An 18,050-nucleotide genomic window follows, 5' to 3' on the forward strand; every position below is an offset into this window, starting at 1 on the left:
AGGGAGTGGCCCATTCTCAACGAGATATTATCAGACATCATCATCTTTAGGATTAATCTGTTTATGTTTGTTATTAAATTTGTTCTTGTTTTTTAATCTATTTTTGTTTATACGATTAATTCGAAATATGATCAAAAAAGTCAAACCCCAAAGGATTATGGCAATAGAAATCTGACCTATCATCCACAAGTAACCTCCAAGCAATGCGAGTCCAAAACCTGCAAAAACAAGAATATTCTTAGTTTTCATATTACTTTATATTTATTCACCCCATAAAAAGATGAATCGTGATTTGAAGTCGTAATTTGGGTTACCAAAGCACTAGATTTTTCCAATAACACCCCAGTCAGATATTTTCCAATTTGCAATTTTTTTTTCTTTAAATCAAGATTTGAAATCTTTCTTTTTGAAAAAAACCCTATTTTGGAGTCAAAATCCATGCCTACAAGCACGATTTCTCTTGCTAAAAACTCAACAGCAAGAGATATACTTCTATCACCATCTGTAAATCCTCCAAAATTGTAGACATTCTTCAATGGTAAATTTTGAGTTGTTCCGATAACATTACTAAAATATGGAACCTGTGAAGAGATCTTATCAAAGTTGTCACCATGAGCATGTACTACCATAATTGATCCGCCAGAATCAGCCCTATTTAGGGATTCACGATCTCCATCAAGATCCGTTACAACAAAATCCGGAATTATTCCTAAATCTAGACACATTTCAGTAGCACCGTCGGCGGCAATCACCACCATATTCCCTGACATGGCAGTATTAAATTTACCTCTGCCGCAGTTGCAGATTTCAAGTAAGTAATTTTGTACCGTGCTTTCTTCAATGCTTGGTCCTGCTCCTATGACTATTGCGTTGTTGTTTTGTATTTTTCTGAAACATTTCGGATCCAAGAGTTCATTTGGTTTCAGAGTCGATAAGTTCAAGGAATTTAGAAAATCCTTTTGAATATGAATGTTCAATAATCTAGCAATTATTAGATAATAAGGATACCAGTCATTGAAATACAATCAATTAATCAATAACCAATCAGTAGTATATCTTGATTTCATTAAACTTGATAATTATTTGGAAAATCGTGTCCAGTTTATTCCATCCTCCAAATGTAAATTCACATTTAACTGTTAAATAATAAGATATGTCAAAACATGGTATGGATATGAACGATATAGATAAAAATTCAGATGATATGTTAAAAAGGATATATGGTTTTAAGAATATTGCAGTGGTTGGAATGTCTCCAACTGAAGGAAAACCATCTAACTATGTTCCTAAATACCTAATTGAAAAGGGGTACAACGTCATTCCTGTAAATCCTATTTATCAGGAGATCCTAGGGAATAAATCATATCCAAAAGTGTCGGACATCCCACATCAAGTAGATATAGTAGATATTTTTAGGAAATCCGACGATGTATTACCAGTAGTTCGAGATGCAACACTCAAGAATGGGATCAAAGTAATATGGATGCAATTGGGTATATACAATAGAGAAGCAAGAGAAATTGCGGAAAATAAAGACATTAGTGTTGTTTATAACAGGTGTATCCTAAAAGAACATCAACGATTGTTTTAGGCATATAGGTCTAATATGAATATTAACTCTTAATTTGAAAAGATCGAGTAACTTAATTAAATAGTAAATCATTTTATCTATTGTATCATTAATGCCGAAATGGGGCCAACTTGACAATAAAATAGATCTAAAAAAAAATGAGAATTATGACAAAAGGGGGTCCCTGCAAGATTTTACAAAGGTCATTGTATTTTGTATCGACAGAGATGATGATATTGGTATTAAGGGAGGACTGGAAACTCCAATTATCGGAAAGGAATTATGCATTAATGCAGGAACAAGATTAGCGATTGAAGATCCAGAAGATTCAGATTGTAATGCGATTTTTGGAGCCATAAAATCGTATGAAGAATTCAAAATGAAGGGCTATGATGTAGAAATAGCCTTGGTTGCAGGCAAGTATAATAGAGGCATTGAGGGAGATTTAAAAATTACTCAAGAGATCGACAGAGTTTTAAGTGTATTCGGAGCAGATGGGGCTGTAGTAATATCAGATGGAGAAGACGATGAAACGGCAATACCATTGATTCAGGGTCGGATCCCAATCATATCTATCCAAAGAATCATTGTAAGACAAAGTAGAAGTGTTGAATATTCCTATGCTATTTTAGCTCGTTATATAAAAATCCTATTTTACGATCCTAGATATTCAAAATTTTTTCTGGGCCTTCCAGGTGCACTTTTAGTTATCAGTGGCTTGTCAATAATTTTTGGATTCTCTCGCGAGGCATTTGCACTAGGAGTAAGTATATTGGGTGCGGCTTTTATTCTCAGGGCATTTGATATAGATAAATCAATAGCGAGTTTTTCAAAGCCTACTCCTTCTGGATTTATCAGGTTATTTTCTTATTTTGCTGGCACAATGATAATTTTAGCATCAATTTTAAGCGGAATTTCTCACATTCCTCAGGAATTATTGGATTCAAGTCAAGGAATAACGTCAATTTTGACTGACAAAGTTGTGCTAAGTACTTTTGCAACTGGAACTATAACCCTACTGTGGATAGGAATTGCAACGATATTTGCAGGCATATTGTTGAGTAATTGGTTCAAAGGTAGTATCAATATAATATATGATATTCTGCGATTAGTTGTTTTGGGTTTATTATACATACCCATGTTGCAATTAACTTCTTTAATTACTGAGCGTGGAAATCCTTTCAATTTAATTTCTTCATTGTTAATCGGTTTGGCAGTAACTTTGATAGTGGCAACTTTTCTATTCCAATACTTTAGAAACCGAAAGGGTGGTGAAGCTCTAAAACATGATGACCAATAAGATATATTAGAGCATAGATGAGGGTATAAAATATCTCTCCAAATGTCTATAATAGACAAGATTTTAAAACTACTGTATTTAACATCTAGACATAATCTTATTTACAAAATATATGAAAAACACTTGACAAGTCAAATAAATCAATTCCCTTTTCCTCAGCACATTGGAATTATTCTAGATGGTAACAGGCGATGGTCAAAAATAATGGATATCGATAAAGCGAAAGGCCATCAAATGGGTGCAGACATTGCCGAAGATTTATTGAATTGGATTTACGACCTTGGGATAAAAATAACTACAGTGTATGTATTATCAAATGAAAATCTTAATAGGGAAACAGATGAGCTCGAAAATATTTACTCCTTACTCGAGGATAAATTGATTGGTTTGTATAATGATAAGAGGATACACGATAAGCAGATCCGAGTAAAATCGATCGGAGAATTCAATATACTTCCACAGAGATTGCAAGATATTTTGAGAAAGTTGGAAACGAGAACAGAAAACTATGAAAATATGTATTTAAATATCGCCATTGCATACGGTGGACAGAAGGAACTAATAGACGCGATTAGAAAAATAGCGACGCTGGTAAAAGAAAATAAATTTGAAATAGATGATATTGATGAAAAGGTTATTGAAGCAAATTTATATACTGCCCATCTCCCCCAAGCTGAACCGGATTTGATTTTGAGAACATCAGGGGAAAAACGATTGAGTGGCTTTTTGTTGTGGCAGAGTGCATATAGTGAACTTATTTTTGTCGATATTTTTTGGCCCGAATTTAGAAAAATTGATTTGATGCGAGCAATTCGAACTTTCCAAAAGAGAGCTCGAAGATATGGCAAATGATTTCAGGATTTAAATTAGACTAGCACCCTTTATATATGATCAATGCCTAAGCACGGAGAAATCGATAATGAAAAAAAATTAATCTATTGTGGATATTGGATGACATTTGATGATTGGGAAGATATTCACAAATATAGCCCCATTGTAGATGGTTCAGACGACGATGCAAAAGAGGCGATTAAAGACTTCGTATAAAGGGCCTCTTTTTTAAAGTGCGAGAAGCGATTCTAGGCTGTAAAGGTAAGTCGTGAGTTTGCTATTATGCTTGTTTGCAAATAAGTCGAGTTATTGTATACAATTCTTTTTTCTGTTGGGAAAATACATATCAAATCCAAATTCTGTCCTTGATATATTGCATCGTTCTCTCGCTCATACTTCTTTCCAAAGAGTAATGGATGTGGTGATCAAGATTTAAGAACCTGCATTCTTGATGGTATCAGGTAACTCCGTCTGTAGAAACCAAATGTTTTCCATGTATCTTGACCATGCATGAAATGAATTTCTCTACTGCAAGCATGGTACTTTCAATCGATAGAGTTAGTGCGAGAATTTGCTTGTTTTTAGGCTCCAATGCAAATCAGAACCAAAAGTAATCGGACCAAACTTGATCAATGTCTCATCAGTAATATACTCTGATATCATTCTATTCGAGGATATCTTTTGAGATTAGATACTTTTGTATCCAGTTCCTGATTGTAGTATGGCTTCTCTTGACAATTCTGGATAATGTTTTAGAAAGTTTTCTCAAAGAAAAACCGTTAAAATACAGAGAGATGTATCGCAAAGATCATATCTCCGGTCTCATTTCATTTTCTATTTGACGAATCACGTTTCATGGAAGCAATGGATTACTAAAGCTTTTTCGTTAACTTTACAAAGCCTCATTTAAGTATGAACACGCTTTTATAATTGTTAAATTCATTCAAGGCAATGTATGATGAAATTTCGGCCGGGGCTGTATTATATTTGGTTGACGAAAATTCTGAAATAATGTATTTGATCCTCAATTATAATTATGGACATTGGGATTTTCCCAAAGGTAATATGGAAATAGGGGAGACAGAAATAGATACCGTTTTTAGAGAAGTGTCAGAAGAAACTGGAATTAAAGATCTTCAAATAATCAACGGGTTCAGACAACAAATTTCTTATAAATATAGGAAAAAATCTAAATTAGTAAATAAAGCAGTAATTTACTATTTGGCAGAAACTAAATCAAAGAAAGTTGTCCTATCATTTGAGCACATTAATTTTGAATGGCAAACTTTCGATCAGGCAATGCTAAAACTATCATTTGAAAACAGTAAAAGAGTATTAAGAATGGCAAATGAATTTCTTTTAACTACAGAAAACGTGAAAAGAAGTTCTATTAAATCCTAAAAAAGTTTTGCTTATAGCTATCAAAGTCAATTAGGAATGAGTTAAAAGAACTTATTGGGACTATAGGTACTTGATTTACGTACCGAAATTCATTAGGGTAAAAAGTAATAATTATAGGATAAGAATATTCAATTGCAAATGATTTATTCTTTTTCATAAAGAGAGTACCTCGCTCTTTCTGTTTCTCTGCTGCACCCACCATTTCGGAATAAGAATTTCTTTTCCAGTGCTTACAGTCTACAACTAAAGCATTTTGTAATCTTATGCCTACTACATCAATTTGTCGGGTGGGATTCTTGAGACGATAGTTCTTGTATACAGCATAGTTGTGAAATTTCATTGCTTCGGAAGCAAATAATTCAAAATCCCTCCAGTCAATTAACTTACAGACAGTCAAAATATCTGCCCCACATTCAACTGCGGCTAACGCAATTATGACCTTATTATAGGAAGAGGGGTTTATCTGCCGGTCTTTTATTGCTACCCCTCTAGTGGATAGAAAATCTAAAAAATTTAGAGTCGAAAAACTATTTTTGATTTTAATTTTTTCTACGTTTGAGTTAAATTCATTTAGAAGACTAAGAAGCGTATTAGGATTGATTTTCAAATATAAGAGTAAAAAAAAGAGTTGTGATTGTACGTGATTACGTTACAATTACTTTACCTGTCATTGCAGGATGCAATGTGCAGTGGTAATCAAATTCGCCTGCAGTGTCGAATGTATGCTCAAAGGTTTTTCCCTTAGCGGTGAGTGCTGTTGGACCTTGTAAACCTGAATCAAACATTTTTCCAGCATCGGCGGCGCCAATTTTTCCAGAAGTTACAGTATGAAATGCAGAATCATTATTTGTCCATTTTACTTCCTGACCAACTTTGGCTTGAATAGGATTTGGACTCACAGCTGTATCGGTCAAAGTAGATGCTCCTGGAACTATGGATGCCTGTACTTCATCTGATTGAGCAAAAACATTATTGTTTGCGCTTGCTCCAATAGCGATTACGCTAAGGATTGCAAGTAAACTTGCTGCAAGATAAATTGGTTTATTTACCATTTTTATCAATCTTAAAGTAAAATTTACCGTAATAAATATTATAAGGTAAAGATTATCAAAATTTTAGCATAGAAAGGTTGATAAATATTTTATACAAACTGGACATAGTAAATTATAAGATGCAAAGTGAATGAATTCATCACTCTATTGCAGAGTGTTAGACATTTTCCAATTTCAGAGGCCGAAAAAAGAGTCCTGTATAATATAATTAATAATACACAAAGAGATTCGAGCAATAAAATAGAGACTAAAAAAATTCCTTGGTTTTACTAGTAATAAGATGGATGAAAAATTTTCAACTGCATCGGTTGAAACAAACAGTTTGATTGAAAAAGGCTTGATCCATTCAATTAATGCTACTAAAGACCCAAATCCCATGGTTGTCATGGACCAGAGGCCAAATAATGAAAAATTCAGCTTAACTAGTATTGGTCTAATTCACATCTTCAACAATAAATACATTTATTCGCCTGAATTTCTGCTTAAATATCACAAAGATATTTTTTTGCAAAAAGTATTATTTAGCCACATTCAAACCGATACAATAAAGGTTGCTACAGCCAAGTTTTTTAACATAATCACAGAGCATTTGACAACAGCATCTAACTATGTCATAAATTTATCACTTGAGATGGACAATCCCCCGAATGAAAATACAAAAAACGAAATTGAGCATAAAATAAAGATTTTTTCTTTAATTTTAGGTTTAAGATAGCTATTCTATTTAATGAACATAATATCATATCATCAAATCTTGACACAAATAATGATAAAGTAATTTTTGCTATCCACCAGGTAGAAACCCTCATGAAAAAGAATTTATCTAAGGATTCAAAATTTCTAAATTTATTATCCGCTGTATTCAACGAATTCAGTTCGGGCTATGATGATTTCACCAGCTTCCTAGGTCAAAATAATAAACAAGAGTACTAATAATATTTTTCATTCATTCTATGTATTTACATCTATGAGACGATTTGAAAATCATATAATGAGCACTTTATAACAAAAAACAAAATATAATAAGCATCTTATGCGTCAAATTACTATCGTAATGTCAAAAACATGTCTAAGATGCAATAAATCATTTAATGAAAGTGATGTTGAAGATGAAATATCACAAAAATACCCATCTTGTCCTGAATGTTGGAAAGAATGGACAACCTATGCAGTCATGGTCATGAATGAGATGAGACTAGATATGTCCCTGCCCGAACATAGAAAAGCTTTAAGAAAATACGAGAAAGGATTTTTTGATAAAACAATAGGGGAAATAGAAAAAAAGCCGGAGACTAAATAATTAAACCAACTTCGTATTTATTTATACATCATCTCTAGTAATGTAGTAGGGACTACTCTCAGGATCAATTTTGGATTGGGAGTATTAAGGATTGATTCAAAAAAACAGTCAAGTATTTTTATTCTTTTGTAGGCTGGAAACTGGGTCAGTACATTTGTCATAGATATCACAAGATCCTGATTAAAGATATTGATTAGGGATGGTTTTAAAGTAATTTCAATCATGTAAGAATAGAATATAGTAATAATTTCATCACTTTTCATTTCCGTCAATGAATTCAACCAAGAATCGAATATATTCAATAAAGCCTGATTTTCAATTTTCCCATAATTAGCAAAAACATTTTGAATAATTTCCTTTTTTTCTGCTGTATCGAAAGATAAGAACTCGTTCAGCCGACTTCTAATGATAGGAGATCGGAGACCAGGTGGTAAATTTGATAAAATTATCAAAATGTTTTCTACAAATGATGATGCAGGATTGTCATTGTCCACATGAGTATGAAAAAATCAACAATATTTTTTTCTTTCCAATTCCCATTACTTCAAATCAACAAGACAAACAAAATCACATTAACAAGCATTATTAATCAGAAAAATTTGCTCCCGTTTAGATAGATCTTTGTTATCCATCTCACACATAGCGAATACTAAAACTACTAGGATTAAATATTCTATGTTTTTTAATAATATATCGTATGCCTTGTATTGTCACTGTAGGTGGATTTTATGGAGATGAAGGGAAGGGAAAGATAGTTGCCTATCTTTCTATCAAAGATAATTATGACATTGCCGCTAGAGGAGGTGCGGGCCCTAATGCAGGTCATACTTTTGTTCAAAACAACAAAGAGTTTAAAGTTAGAATGTTACCTAGTGCAGTATTAAACAAAGGTACCAGGCTATTAATTGGTGCAGGGGTCCTCATAGAACCAAATATATTATTGAAAGAAATAGAGACATTCAGTACTACCGATAGGACTTTTGTAGATTTTCAATGTGGTGTTATAGAAAAGATTCATCAGGATAAGGATAAGAATAGTGATCATCTCAAGAAACTGATCGGTACTACGGGGACAGGCACTGGTCCCGCAAATGCAGACCGAGCATTGAGAAGTCTAAAACTTGCAAAGGATTTTCCAGAAATTGCTTTATTTTTGGAAGACGTTAGTAACTCCATTAACCATTCAATAGATAATAAGGAAAAGGTACTAATTGAAGGGACTCAAGGCACCTTTTTGTCACTCTTTCATGGGACGTACCCTTTTGTAACATCAAAGGATGTTTCAGCTTCAGCCATTTGTTCTGATGTCGGTGTAGGACCAAAAAAAATAGATGAAGTTTTGATTGTTTTTAAATCATATGTTACCAGGGTTGGAGAAGGACCATTAAATTCTGAAATAAGTACCGAGCAAGCAAAGGAGAGAAATTGGTTAGAATACGGAAGCGTAACGGGCAGACAAAGAAGGTCCGCTCCATTTGATTACGACTTGGCAAAAAAGGCTATTCGAATAAATAGCGCAACACAGGTGGCTTTGACAAAATTAGATATCGTTTTCCCAGAATCCAAAGGTATTACAGATTTTTCAAAATTACCTACAAAAGCTAAAGAATTTGTTAGTAATATTGAATCAGAGACTGGATTACCGGTGACCATTATTGGGACTGGAGCAGAAATAATGGATACAATAGATAGAAGAAATAACAAATAATCCTCATGGACCAAAGGCATCAGTTTTCTTGTTATAAACTTTACAAGCCAAGAAAAATAAAGTGTTCTCGGTTTCAGCCCATGTATAATCGTACGGAGTTTGGTCCTTGGCAGAAATGGAAAGTACCATGTTATATCACCTTAATTGAAATGACTCCCTATGAAGAACATTCCTTTCCATAGAGAGTCGTCCTTGAGCAGACAAATACGATTTGAATAATGTAACCAAAATTAAAAGTTCGAGTTCATTACTAATACGCCAATAAAACCATCCTAGATCTTGACCCACCATTTTGATAATAAACTAATATCGAAGTAATGAGTATGGTTATGACCACGATCCTAGCATATCCCAAAATTAGTTCTATGAGGCCATCAGTAATGCTACGCCATGGGAAGTCCCATGGTAATAGGAAAATTCCCGAATTGGTAGTCCTTGAAATACTGCAAATCCTTGAAAGATTAGCCCTAGAGCTACCGCCCTAGAGCTACCAAGATTCTACGTGACAAAAGAGCAAATAAGAAAGATACCTTTCTTCTAGTTAGATTAGTTAGTCTATAATCTATACAAAATATGCTAGTTAGAATAATTACGAATAAAAAAGAGGTTGAAAATTTTAAATTACGTCTACATCGTGTGGATGGCTCTCCTTATAACCTGCGAGAGTAATTTTTATGAATTCTGCATTTTCCTGCATTTCGCCGATTGTATTGGCACCACAATAACTTAGCCCCGATCTAACTCCGCCGACAAGTTGTCTTATAATTTCAATTACGCTGCCTTTATAAGGCACCATAGCTTCCACTCCTTCTGGAACATAGTCATTTAAATCCTCATTATCGGAACTTGATTCTGGATTTTCTCTATACCTTCGACCCAAAGCAGCATAAAATGATGCCATGCCTCGATACATTTTATACTTTTTACCATTTTTCACCAGGGTCTTGCCAGGGCTTTCATCAGTTCCTCCAAACATACTTCCTATCATGACGGATGACGAACCAGCAGCCAAGGCCTTGGTCATATCACCCGAAGTTCTAGTTCCACCATCAGAAATAATCGGGATATCATATTTCTTCCCCATCTTAACACTATCAATAATGGCTGTTAATTGAGGAACCCCAGAACCAGTAACAATCCTGGTGATACAGATTGAACCTGACCCAACGCCTACTTTTACTGCATCAACTCCTGCTTTTATCAAATCTTCAGTTCCCTTTCCAGTTGCAATATTTCCAGCTATAAGCTCGCAAGTCGGAAATGCTTTCTTAATCATTTTTACAGTATTTATCGCGTTGTCACTATGCCCATGTGCTATATCCACAACAATTACGTCTGCTCCATTGTTTAATAATGACTCAGTTCTTTCAAGGTAATCGCCCTTTACTCCTACGGCGGCCCCAACCAGCAGTCGTCCTTTCTTGTCTTTTGAAGCACTTGGATATTCCTCCATTTTCAATATATCTTTACCAGTAATAAGTCCGCTAATCTCACCTTTTTCGTTTATAACGGGCAATTTCTCAATCTTATTCCTATGAAGGATTTCTTTGGCTTGTTCTATAGTAGTCCCAACTTTAGCAGAAACAACATCTTTAGTCATCAGATCGGATACCAGTACACTTAGGTTTCTTTCAAAAACAGTATCTCTGCGTGTCAGTATTCCGCATAGCTTATTACTGGAATCTTTTACTAACAATCCCGATATCCCATTTTCTGACATTAAAGAGTTTGCTTCTTTAATAGTACTATTAGGATCAATGGTATAGGGTTGTTCAATAACTACAGATTCGCTCCGTTTTACCTTTAAAACTTGTTCTACTTGATCTTGAATTGTCATGAATCTATGTATTATTCCAATTCCCCCCTCTCTGGCTAGTGCGATTGCCATTCTTGATTCGGTGACCGAATCCATGTTGGCACTTATGATCGGGACATTAAGACTAACATTTGAAGAAAGTCTTGTTTTTAGACTAGTTTGTGATCGAGACACGATAGGTGATTTCTTAGGCACCAAGAGAACGTCATCAAAGGTGAGGCCTTCTTTGAAGTACAATATTACCTTAATCCATATCATGTCCTAGGATTATAAGCGTTTTCTTTTTTGGTTGAAAGGGTAAAATCATAGATTATTAGAAAAAATCATGACTCATGAATAATGTACTTTATGTAGAGCATAAAATTGTAAATAGGTAGAATGGTACCTATTTGGGAAAAATTATCGGGTCGAATTCAATGTAGAGTTATGTGCTGTTTCAGCTGTTGATTCAGCTGTAGAACCCAATGGGATTTCTATAAATGGAATAGCACCAACGTCACTACCGCCACCTGCACCACCGCTGCTTCCCGTTACTAATGGAAGTTTTCCATCCCATCTTTGAGTCTTCAACCAATCTAAGTATGTACTGCTATTTTGAAGCTGAACGTCTATAATCTTTATGGCTTCAGATTCACCTTGTGCTTTTAATATATTTGCTTGTCGGAGACCTTCTGCATTCGCTATATTTGCTTTCTGTTCACCTAATGCCCTAGCTTCAGTTTGTTGGGCTTCGATTTGTATTCTTCGTAGTTCATTTTGAGCCTGGAGAGCACGTTGTTCGGCCTGGACCTTAGCTTCCACTGCTTGAACGAATTGATCTGAAAATTGGAAGTCAGTGATAGATATTGTATCCATAATTATATTGTAAGGAGTCAATCTAGCCTCAATTTGTTCCTCTATTTCAGATTTCACCTGATCTCGTTTAGTAATCAATTCTTCTGCGTTATATCTAGCAGTTACTTGTTTAACAGACTCCTGAATAGTTGGCACTATAACCCTATTAGAATAATCAAGACCTATCTCCTTATACAAAATTGGAACAGTGTCGGGATTGATTCGATAATTCAACGCGACTTCAGTCGCCACATTTTGAAGATCTTTTGAAGCTGAAGTGGTGCTTTCAACAATCTTTTGGGTTCGGACTTCCATTGGCACTATGGAATCCCTGAACGGTAATACGAAATGTAATCCTTCGCTTAAAGATACCGAGGTATCAACTGCACCGAATTTTAGTAATACACCACGGTTACCAGCCTCAACAATCTTCAAACTAGAGGTCAAGACAACAAAAATAATAATAATAGCAATTATTGCAGGTATAGCTATTTTTAATGGACTAGAGAAACCAAATCCTCCTCCACCGCCTACATCTTCCAGTGGTTCCCCATCTGGTGTAATTCGCCTATTTCGTTTAGATTTAAAAAAATCTACCATGTTTGTATTAATTTACGAATATACGTGATTTAAATATTTATAAATATTAATTCTATGATCTATAATTTGCCAAATTGTTCTAGGAATTCTTTGGAAAAATTTGCAGTTTCCGACAGATTTGAAGCCTCTTTCACATTACTATTTTTTATCCAAACAATATTTCCATCCAAATCTACTAATATCTGCTTAGATCGTTCAAGATATTTTAGAATTGCGTTAATTTTGTCCAATGATAGCGTAGGAGACAGTAGCTTCCTCAAATTTCTTAACTTGGGAAATGGCTTTACATCCTTTATCGTGTCAATAAAATAATCAACTTCTGCATCTGTATACACATTTAGGGCATCCAATCTTTTTTTCTTGTTGACTTTTTTCTTATTAATATTTGAATTTTAGGTCCACAGTTTATAAAACTTTTTTGTTGACATCCTAGAAATATAGCATATAGCATATAGGAGCTGGATATAGGAGACAGGATAATTCAATTGATTAACAGGACAAGTTGAATTCAAGAATAATTCTATACGTACATCAATTCAAGATATCTATCTGATGATGATTGCACTTTCAAAGAGGATAAGAAAAATAGAGAAGATAGACTCGACCTTATTAGTAAAGAGCATCACAAAAAAATGATGATGAAAATCAGAACAAATAGAATGGAAGATTATTTAGGTGATCTACGAATTAATCCAGCAGAGAGGATATGTAACAACAGCTGATATTTTGAAGTATCTAAATAAAAGTTCACCAAGCGTGACCAAGATGACTAACAAATTGGATGAAAATTATTATCTTATTTATGAAAAGTAGAAGTTTAAAGCTTTGTGGGTAGGAATCAACATCGTACAAAACATCCAATAAAAACACTGGTTGCTTGCCTAATTCTTAATGATGATGTTGTTCATTTAGATGTGGAAGGCATAGAGCGTCATTTTCATACACAGGGATAAAAAGTCTAGAACAGATCCCAGTTCTCAAAAAAAATCAAACAAACTTCATTAATGAACATGTAATTTACATATATAGCGAAACTAATGCTATGATTTATTATGGAAATGGAAGATCTATATCAATTTTTAAGTATGAAATATCTACTATCCCTTTATTAACAGGAGACGAAATTTCGCTAGATTTTTTTGCACCATCACCATTACACAGGTTTAAGAAATCACAATTATTATGAATAGTTTGGTTAAGGTCATACTTTTTAATATAATAATCAGATGCCACTGGAGATTCAGAGTAGGTAAAGTTTAAGAAAGACCCGTTTAAGGTTAAGACTAACAGTAAAGATGATGCACATATGGCCAAAATTGTAACTTTCTTAAATAAGATCATCTTAACTTGTAATTTATTTTGAAATAAATTATAATTGCATTTCCCCATATAGTGCTGTTATTTTGATTCTAAGGGATATACTAGAAAAAATGATATGCAAATTAACAAAGTAATATGAATTAAACTATTATCAGAATATATTTATTCGTAGAAAAAAACCTGATTTCATTTACTAGTATTTGGCATGATAAGAAGTATAAATCGTGAAATTTGATTCATTATGAATTTTAATAGATTAAAAATATGCACTTAGTGACCCATTACCACTTCTTTTATTTATTTCTCAATGATCGGTAAAATATTTTTTCGGATTCTCCACTATTTCTACTAACCAAATCCCCCCATCCCGAATCATTGAACTACTTAGAGTTACTTTTGATAACCCGTCTAACAATAATTTTATCTAAATATCAACTCGATCTAAATATTTTAAGTCCGTTTGTTTATATGCATTACAACATAACATCAAAGACGTGTTATATAAATAAAATAGATTAAAAAACCACCTACAAAGAACTTTATTTAACAATAATGATTACATATAGGATTTTAAACTTACATATTTTAAGTTTAGAATCAAAAGCAAATAAGGCGACAAAGTAACATCAGTATTACTATAATTAGGAAAGATTAAATGTTCGTAACAAAACAATAGTACTGGTAAGGATAAGGAGTACAGAGTGGTCTCTATCTCAGATTGGAAAAAATGGATCATATACAATTTAATTGGTGAAGGAGTACATAACGTTCTCTTTGAAGAACAGATTAGAAAGCTTTCTGGTAGACATTTTGATGAGAATTTGATTTTTGCATTAAATAATCTTGTGGATAATGGGTTGCTACTTAAGTTGGAAACAAATAAAAAAAGAAAATTCATTGTTAATTATGAAAAACTGATTGACGCACAAAAGATTTTAAACGATAATCGAAATTGGAAATTAAGTAAAATTTCTGGAATTGAAGACGAAAAATGGCAATATGGCTCAAATAATATTAATCAATTTTACGCCGAGCCAGAAGGGTATAGTTTCTGGTTCAATTTGGAAGAAAGTCCTCGAAAAAAAAGGAGTATTTATAATATTTATCATCGGAAAACAGATGATCTTGAATTTGCAGCTCAAATAATAACCCAAAAATACTCCAAAATATTATATTTGGGATCACTTCGACAAAATCGATCCATCATATCACGGCTTTGGAAGGCATGTCTTGATTTATCAGATGAGAAGATAAGAAGCAATGGGGAGTTTATTTTGCAGGATTTACAAGATAAGGAAAGAAAAGCTTGTGGTAATAATAGGCAGCGTGGAAAAATAGCCTTGGTAATATTTAGAAAATTAGAATATGTGGAAGAGCATGGCAAAAAAGGTAATTCGACAATATTTAGAATCACAGGGAGGCTTCCACCTTTTTCCACATTGGACGATCTAACAACAACCTGATGCCAAATAATTTAAAAAGTCTCATTAGAATGATGAAAGAAGCGTAAGCCTATTATTAAATACCTAACTATTTTTAGTTATGGAAATTCTAGAGGAGAAGATACTTGCCAAGCAGATATTTAGAAAATATTCAGAAAACCCTAGAAATTGGAATTTCATCATATCTACGAATTCGATCCGCGATGGTTTTTTTGATGCAACAGTGACAAATTCTGACGAATCGTGGCAATTAAAAATTGATTCCATCTATAAACCCTCCCCGATCATAACGGGTACAAAATTGGATATTGATCCTACCAAGATGAAGAAAACCGTTGATCAAGATATCATTCCGTTTGGATATAGGAAAATAGATCCTCCAGTCTTTATGAATATGTTTAGGAAAATTTCTGAAGAACATGAAATGTTGTCCAAGAAAAATACAGATTACATTAACAGGGAATTGAATTTGATGTTGAATTCCTTGGAACCAACTGTGCCGACAAGAGGTACGGATTATCTTTACGGTCCTTTCCTATATACTAGTAAAAACTTAATTGGAAAGAGCCCGTATCACGACATAGTATCAGAAAAATTGACTTCAAATATCAAAAAGAAAATAAAAGAGAGATATCCCGGATATGGATAAAAAGAATTGAACGGCAAGACGGACTTCTTAAAACTTGAAAGTAAAATATTGAAAAATAACCCTTTAGAGGATCCGTATGAAAGGGACGTAATAATTTACACTCCAGATAAATACTCTGCAAGTTTATCGGCGGGGTATCCAGTTATTTTTTTATTACCCTCTTTCGGAAATGATAATTATTCCGCCATTAGTTGGAATCCTTTTTCGATTCCCATTCATGAGAGATTGGAGAAATTGGTCCTAGATCAAAAATGTGGGGAAATGATCATTGTAGTTATAAATTGTTTTAACAGACTAGGAGGTAGTCAATATATCAATTCCGTGGCTGTAGGCAGGTATGAAGACTACATTATAGATGAAATTATTCCATTCATAGATTCAAATTATAACGTTTCAAAAAGAGCTGTTCTTGGGAAATCGTCTGGCGGGTTTGGAGCTCTTTCCTTAGGGATGCGAAATCCAAAAATTTTTAGTGCCGTAGCGGCACATTCATTTGATTCAGCGTTTGAATATTGTTATCTACCAGATCTTCCGATCGCAATTGACGTGTTAAGAAAGTACAAGAGTCCTAAAAGATGGCTTATTGACTTTTGGAATAAGGCGAACAAACACGATAAAAAAGACTTTACTACACTAAGTATTATTTCAATGGCTGCACACTATTCACCGAATTTAAATAACCCAGAATTAAACACAGACTTACCCTTTGATATAGAATCAGGAGAATTCAAAGAGAATGTATGGAAATTATGGAAAGAATTCGACCCAATTAATAAAGTAAATGAATTTTCAGATAATCTGAAAAAAATGAAACTTTTGTATTTTGATTGTGGAAGTAATGATGAATTTAACCTGTCCATAGGAGCAAGAATATTCAGTAAAAGGTGCAGAGATCAAAATATTAATCACGAATATATTGAATTTGAAGGAGGTCATTTTAATACAGGCTATAGATATAATACGTCTTTACAAAGAATATGGAATGCTATTGGATGAATATTGGGATCGAAATGATTAGAAGAACACAAGCTTTATACTGGTACATAAGATTTGACTTTAGAATCGTGGGCAACTAAACTAAAAGTAGTAACACGAATCCCGATCCACTCACAGGATGAAAACACAAATGTATCATCATATCAAGACACAGTTAAACTCTACAGTATCAACGTCTCGATCCATTTACAACTGAAAAGGATATGAAATTAAGTTTTTCCAATGTCTGATTAACCAACAATTAATAAGACATTTTGTAAGGTGTAAGTAAACAAGAAATTTCAATAAGGGATTTCAACTTTATTTTATAATTGTAAGCCAATTACGTTTATCCGGGTTATTTCCTCTCACTATGTTTTCAAAATTTTGTTGGATTTTTCTTGTAATGGGTCCAATACCCCCATCGCCTATGACCCTGTGATCAATGAATCCAACTGGAACGATTTCTGATGCAGTTCCTGTCAAAAATATTTCATCAAAGTAATACAGTTCGTCCCTAGAAATGTTATCATAACAAAGGTGGATATCATTCTGCCTGGCGATTTCAATAACTGTATCTCGGGTTATTCCTTCAAGGGCTCCTGTAGAAATTGGTGGAGTGTACAAGATTCCTCCCTTTACAAAGAAGATATTTTCCGCGCTTGCTTCCACTACAAAACCGCTAGAATTTAGCATTATTGCTTCATCGAACCCAGATTTCAAAGCTTCCATTCTTGCTAACGCAGAATTAGCATAATTTGCCACTCCTTTTGCATGAGTAGGCATTGACTTTATTCCCACCTTTTCCCAAGAAGATACCATAATGTGAATACCTTGCTCCATGTCTTCTTTTTTAATATGTTCAGTCCATTTCCATGCAGATATCGCTATGGATACCCTATTGGGTAAAGGGTTAACCCCCAATTTTCCATAACCATAAAACGCAATGATTCTGATATAACATTCGTCTAACCTATTTGCCTTAACTACTTTTACTGTAGCCCTTTTGAGTTCATCAAATGTATATTCAAACTTCATAAAATAGGCTTTTCCGCTATTAAACAATCTTCTTATATGATCGTCCAGTCGAAATATATTAATACCTTCTGCAGTTTTATATGAACGAATTCCCTCAAATACACCGGTCCCATAATGTAATCCATGAGTCAACACGTGTACCTTGGCTTCATCATAATCAATCAAATTTCCATTAATCCAAATTTTATCACTTTCGATCATAAACAGTACACCA

At 33.7% G+C, this 18,050-nt stretch carries 25 protein-coding genes; 13 read left to right on the top strand and 12 right to left on the bottom strand.

Annotation, left to right across the window (positions count from 1 at the left end; translation table 11 throughout):
- Window positions 1-30: 30 nt before the first annotated feature.
- Both AAGU22_RS10720 and AAGU22_RS10725 read right to left on the bottom strand, forming a co-directional pair.
- Window positions 31-249 (bottom strand): hypothetical protein, encoded by a 219-nt coding sequence (locus AAGU22_RS10720; protein ID WP_458719099.1) that lies wholly within the window; start codon window positions 247-249, stop codon window positions 31-33.
- Complete coding sequence (locus AAGU22_RS10725) at window positions 246-941, bottom strand: 6-hydroxymethylpterin diphosphokinase MptE-like protein (RefSeq protein ID WP_458719100.1); 696 nt, start codon at window positions 939-941, stop codon at window positions 246-248. The genes AAGU22_RS10720 and AAGU22_RS10725 overlap by 4 nt, the downstream gene beginning before the upstream one ends.
- Before the next feature lie 227 nt (window positions 942-1,168).
- Here AAGU22_RS10725 and AAGU22_RS10730 point away from each other — a divergent pair, with 227 nt between their 5' ends.
- The 4 genes from AAGU22_RS10730 to AAGU22_RS10745 all read left to right on the top strand — a co-directional run bounded on the left by AAGU22_RS10730 (window position 1,169) and on the right by AAGU22_RS10745 (window position 3,917).
- On the top strand, window positions 1,169-1,591 hold the full coding sequence (locus AAGU22_RS10730) for a CoA-binding protein (RefSeq protein ID WP_458719101.1): 423 nt from the start codon (window positions 1,169-1,171) through the stop codon (window positions 1,589-1,591).
- A gap of 91 nt (window positions 1,592-1,682) precedes the next feature.
- Complete coding sequence (locus tag AAGU22_RS10735; RefSeq protein ID WP_458719102.1) at window positions 1,683-2,870, top strand: DUF373 family protein; 1,188 nt, start codon at window positions 1,683-1,685, stop codon at window positions 2,868-2,870.
- A gap of 42 nt (window positions 2,871-2,912) precedes the next feature.
- On the top strand, window positions 2,913-3,722 hold the full coding sequence (gene uppS / locus AAGU22_RS10740; RefSeq protein ID WP_458719103.1) for a polyprenyl diphosphate synthase: 810 nt from the start codon (window positions 2,913-2,915) through the stop codon (window positions 3,720-3,722).
- 42 nt (window positions 3,723-3,764) lie between these two features.
- Window positions 3,765-3,917, top strand: coding sequence for a hypothetical protein (locus AAGU22_RS10745; RefSeq protein ID WP_458719104.1), 153 nt, complete (start codon window positions 3,765-3,767; stop codon window positions 3,915-3,917).
- Between the two features lie 241 nt (window positions 3,918-4,158).
- Here AAGU22_RS10745 and AAGU22_RS10750 read toward each other — a convergent pair whose 3' ends face one another.
- Window positions 4,159-4,293, bottom strand: a complete 135-nt coding sequence (locus AAGU22_RS10750) for a hypothetical protein (RefSeq protein ID WP_458719105.1) — start codon at window positions 4,291-4,293, stop codon at window positions 4,159-4,161.
- Window positions 4,294-4,652: 359 nt separating this feature from the next.
- Between AAGU22_RS10750 and AAGU22_RS10755 the strand changes: the two genes are divergently transcribed.
- Window positions 4,653-5,102 carry a bis(5'-nucleosyl)-tetraphosphatase gene (locus AAGU22_RS10755; RefSeq protein WP_458719106.1) on the top strand — a complete coding sequence of 150 codons (450 nt, stop codon included), beginning with the start codon at window positions 4,653-4,655 and terminating at the stop codon, window positions 5,100-5,102.
- Here AAGU22_RS10755 and AAGU22_RS10760 read toward each other — a convergent pair.
- Window positions 5,092-5,709 carry an NERD domain-containing protein gene (locus AAGU22_RS10760; protein ID WP_458719107.1) on the bottom strand — a complete coding sequence of 206 codons (618 nt, stop codon included), beginning with the start codon at window positions 5,707-5,709 and terminating at the stop codon, window positions 5,092-5,094. The genes AAGU22_RS10755 and AAGU22_RS10760 overlap by 11 nt on opposite strands.
- A gap of 37 nt (window positions 5,710-5,746) precedes the next feature.
- The gene (locus tag AAGU22_RS10765) at window positions 5,747-6,154 is read right to left on the bottom strand and encodes a cupredoxin domain-containing protein (protein ID WP_458719108.1); all 408 of its coding nucleotides are present in this window, start codon (window positions 6,152-6,154) and stop codon (window positions 5,747-5,749) included.
- A 280-nt stretch (window positions 6,155-6,434) separates the two neighbouring features.
- Here AAGU22_RS10765 and AAGU22_RS10770 point away from each other — a divergent pair, with 280 nt between their 5' ends.
- The 3 genes from AAGU22_RS10770 (at window position 6,435) to AAGU22_RS10780 (ending at window position 7,454) form a co-directional block, all read left to right on the top strand.
- A complete protein-coding gene (locus AAGU22_RS10770) occupies window positions 6,435-6,869 on the top strand; it encodes a hypothetical protein (RefSeq protein WP_458719109.1) in 435 nt (144 codons plus the stop codon).
- Between the two features lie 92 nt (window positions 6,870-6,961).
- Window positions 6,962-7,087 carry a hypothetical protein gene (locus tag AAGU22_RS10775; RefSeq protein WP_458719110.1) on the top strand — a complete coding sequence of 42 codons (126 nt, stop codon included), beginning with the start codon at window positions 6,962-6,964 and terminating at the stop codon, window positions 7,085-7,087.
- A gap of 121 nt (window positions 7,088-7,208) precedes the next feature.
- Complete coding sequence (locus tag AAGU22_RS10780) at window positions 7,209-7,454, top strand: Fe(2+)-trafficking protein (RefSeq protein WP_458719111.1); 246 nt, start codon at window positions 7,209-7,211, stop codon at window positions 7,452-7,454.
- A gap of 17 nt (window positions 7,455-7,471) precedes the next feature.
- Here the strand turns inward: AAGU22_RS10780 and AAGU22_RS10785 are convergent, their stop codons facing one another.
- Window positions 7,472-7,948 (bottom strand): hypothetical protein, encoded by a 477-nt coding sequence (locus AAGU22_RS10785; protein WP_458719112.1) that lies wholly within the window; start codon window positions 7,946-7,948, stop codon window positions 7,472-7,474.
- Window positions 7,949-8,151: 203 nt separating this feature from the next.
- On the opposite strand from AAGU22_RS10785, the gene AAGU22_RS10790 reads away from it, so the two are divergent.
- Window positions 8,152-9,162 (top strand): adenylosuccinate synthetase, encoded by a 1,011-nt coding sequence (locus AAGU22_RS10790; RefSeq protein ID WP_458719113.1) that lies wholly within the window; start codon window positions 8,152-8,154, stop codon window positions 9,160-9,162.
- Window positions 9,163-9,165: 3 nt separating this feature from the next.
- Here the strand turns inward: AAGU22_RS10790 and AAGU22_RS10795 are convergent, their stop codons facing one another.
- The 4 genes from AAGU22_RS10795 to AAGU22_RS10810 form a co-directional block, all read right to left on the bottom strand.
- Window positions 9,166-9,291 (bottom strand): hypothetical protein, encoded by a 126-nt coding sequence (locus AAGU22_RS10795; protein ID WP_458719114.1) that lies wholly within the window; start codon window positions 9,289-9,291, stop codon window positions 9,166-9,168.
- 487 nt (window positions 9,292-9,778) lie between these two features.
- Window positions 9,779-11,215, bottom strand: a complete 1,437-nt coding sequence (guaB, locus tag AAGU22_RS10800) for an IMP dehydrogenase (RefSeq protein WP_458721778.1) — start codon at window positions 11,213-11,215, stop codon at window positions 9,779-9,781.
- Between the two features lie 162 nt (window positions 11,216-11,377).
- Complete coding sequence (locus AAGU22_RS10805) at window positions 11,378-12,412, bottom strand: prohibitin family protein (RefSeq protein WP_458719115.1); 1,035 nt, start codon at window positions 12,410-12,412, stop codon at window positions 11,378-11,380.
- A gap of 59 nt (window positions 12,413-12,471) precedes the next feature.
- A complete protein-coding gene (locus AAGU22_RS10810) occupies window positions 12,472-12,762 on the bottom strand; it encodes a hypothetical protein (RefSeq protein ID WP_458719116.1) in 291 nt (96 codons plus the stop codon).
- Window positions 12,763-13,087: 325 nt separating this feature from the next.
- Between AAGU22_RS10810 and AAGU22_RS10815 the strand changes: the two genes are divergently transcribed.
- A complete protein-coding gene (locus AAGU22_RS10815) occupies window positions 13,088-13,225 on the top strand; it encodes a hypothetical protein (protein WP_458719117.1) in 138 nt (45 codons plus the stop codon).
- A gap of 237 nt (window positions 13,226-13,462) precedes the next feature.
- Here AAGU22_RS10815 and AAGU22_RS10820 read toward each other — a convergent pair whose 3' ends face one another.
- On the bottom strand, window positions 13,463-13,753 hold the full coding sequence (locus tag AAGU22_RS10820; RefSeq protein WP_458719118.1) for a hypothetical protein: 291 nt from the start codon (window positions 13,751-13,753) through the stop codon (window positions 13,463-13,465).
- Between the two features lie 680 nt (window positions 13,754-14,433).
- Here AAGU22_RS10820 and AAGU22_RS10825 point away from each other — a divergent pair.
- The 3 genes from AAGU22_RS10825 (at window position 14,434) to AAGU22_RS10835 (ending at window position 16,819) form a co-directional block, all read left to right on the top strand.
- Window positions 14,434-15,195, top strand: a complete 762-nt coding sequence (locus AAGU22_RS10825) for a hypothetical protein (RefSeq protein WP_458719119.1) — start codon at window positions 14,434-14,436, stop codon at window positions 15,193-15,195.
- A gap of 79 nt (window positions 15,196-15,274) precedes the next feature.
- On the top strand, window positions 15,275-15,823 hold the full coding sequence (locus tag AAGU22_RS10830; RefSeq protein WP_458719120.1) for a hypothetical protein: 549 nt from the start codon (window positions 15,275-15,277) through the stop codon (window positions 15,821-15,823).
- Window positions 15,824-15,829: 6 nt separating this feature from the next.
- The gene (locus AAGU22_RS10835) at window positions 15,830-16,819 is read left to right on the top strand and encodes an alpha/beta hydrolase (RefSeq protein WP_458719121.1); all 990 of its coding nucleotides are present in this window, start codon (window positions 15,830-15,832) and stop codon (window positions 16,817-16,819) included.
- A gap of 300 nt (window positions 16,820-17,119) precedes the next feature.
- On the opposite strand, the gene AAGU22_RS10840 is transcribed toward AAGU22_RS10835, so the two are convergent.
- On the bottom strand, window positions 17,120-18,037 hold the full coding sequence (locus tag AAGU22_RS10840; protein WP_458719122.1) for a branched-chain amino acid transaminase: 918 nt from the start codon (window positions 18,035-18,037) through the stop codon (window positions 17,120-17,122).
- Window positions 18,038-18,050 lie beyond the last annotated feature (13 nt).

The sequence above is a fragment of the Candidatus Nitrosocosmicus sp. R genome, assembly GCF_054408505.1.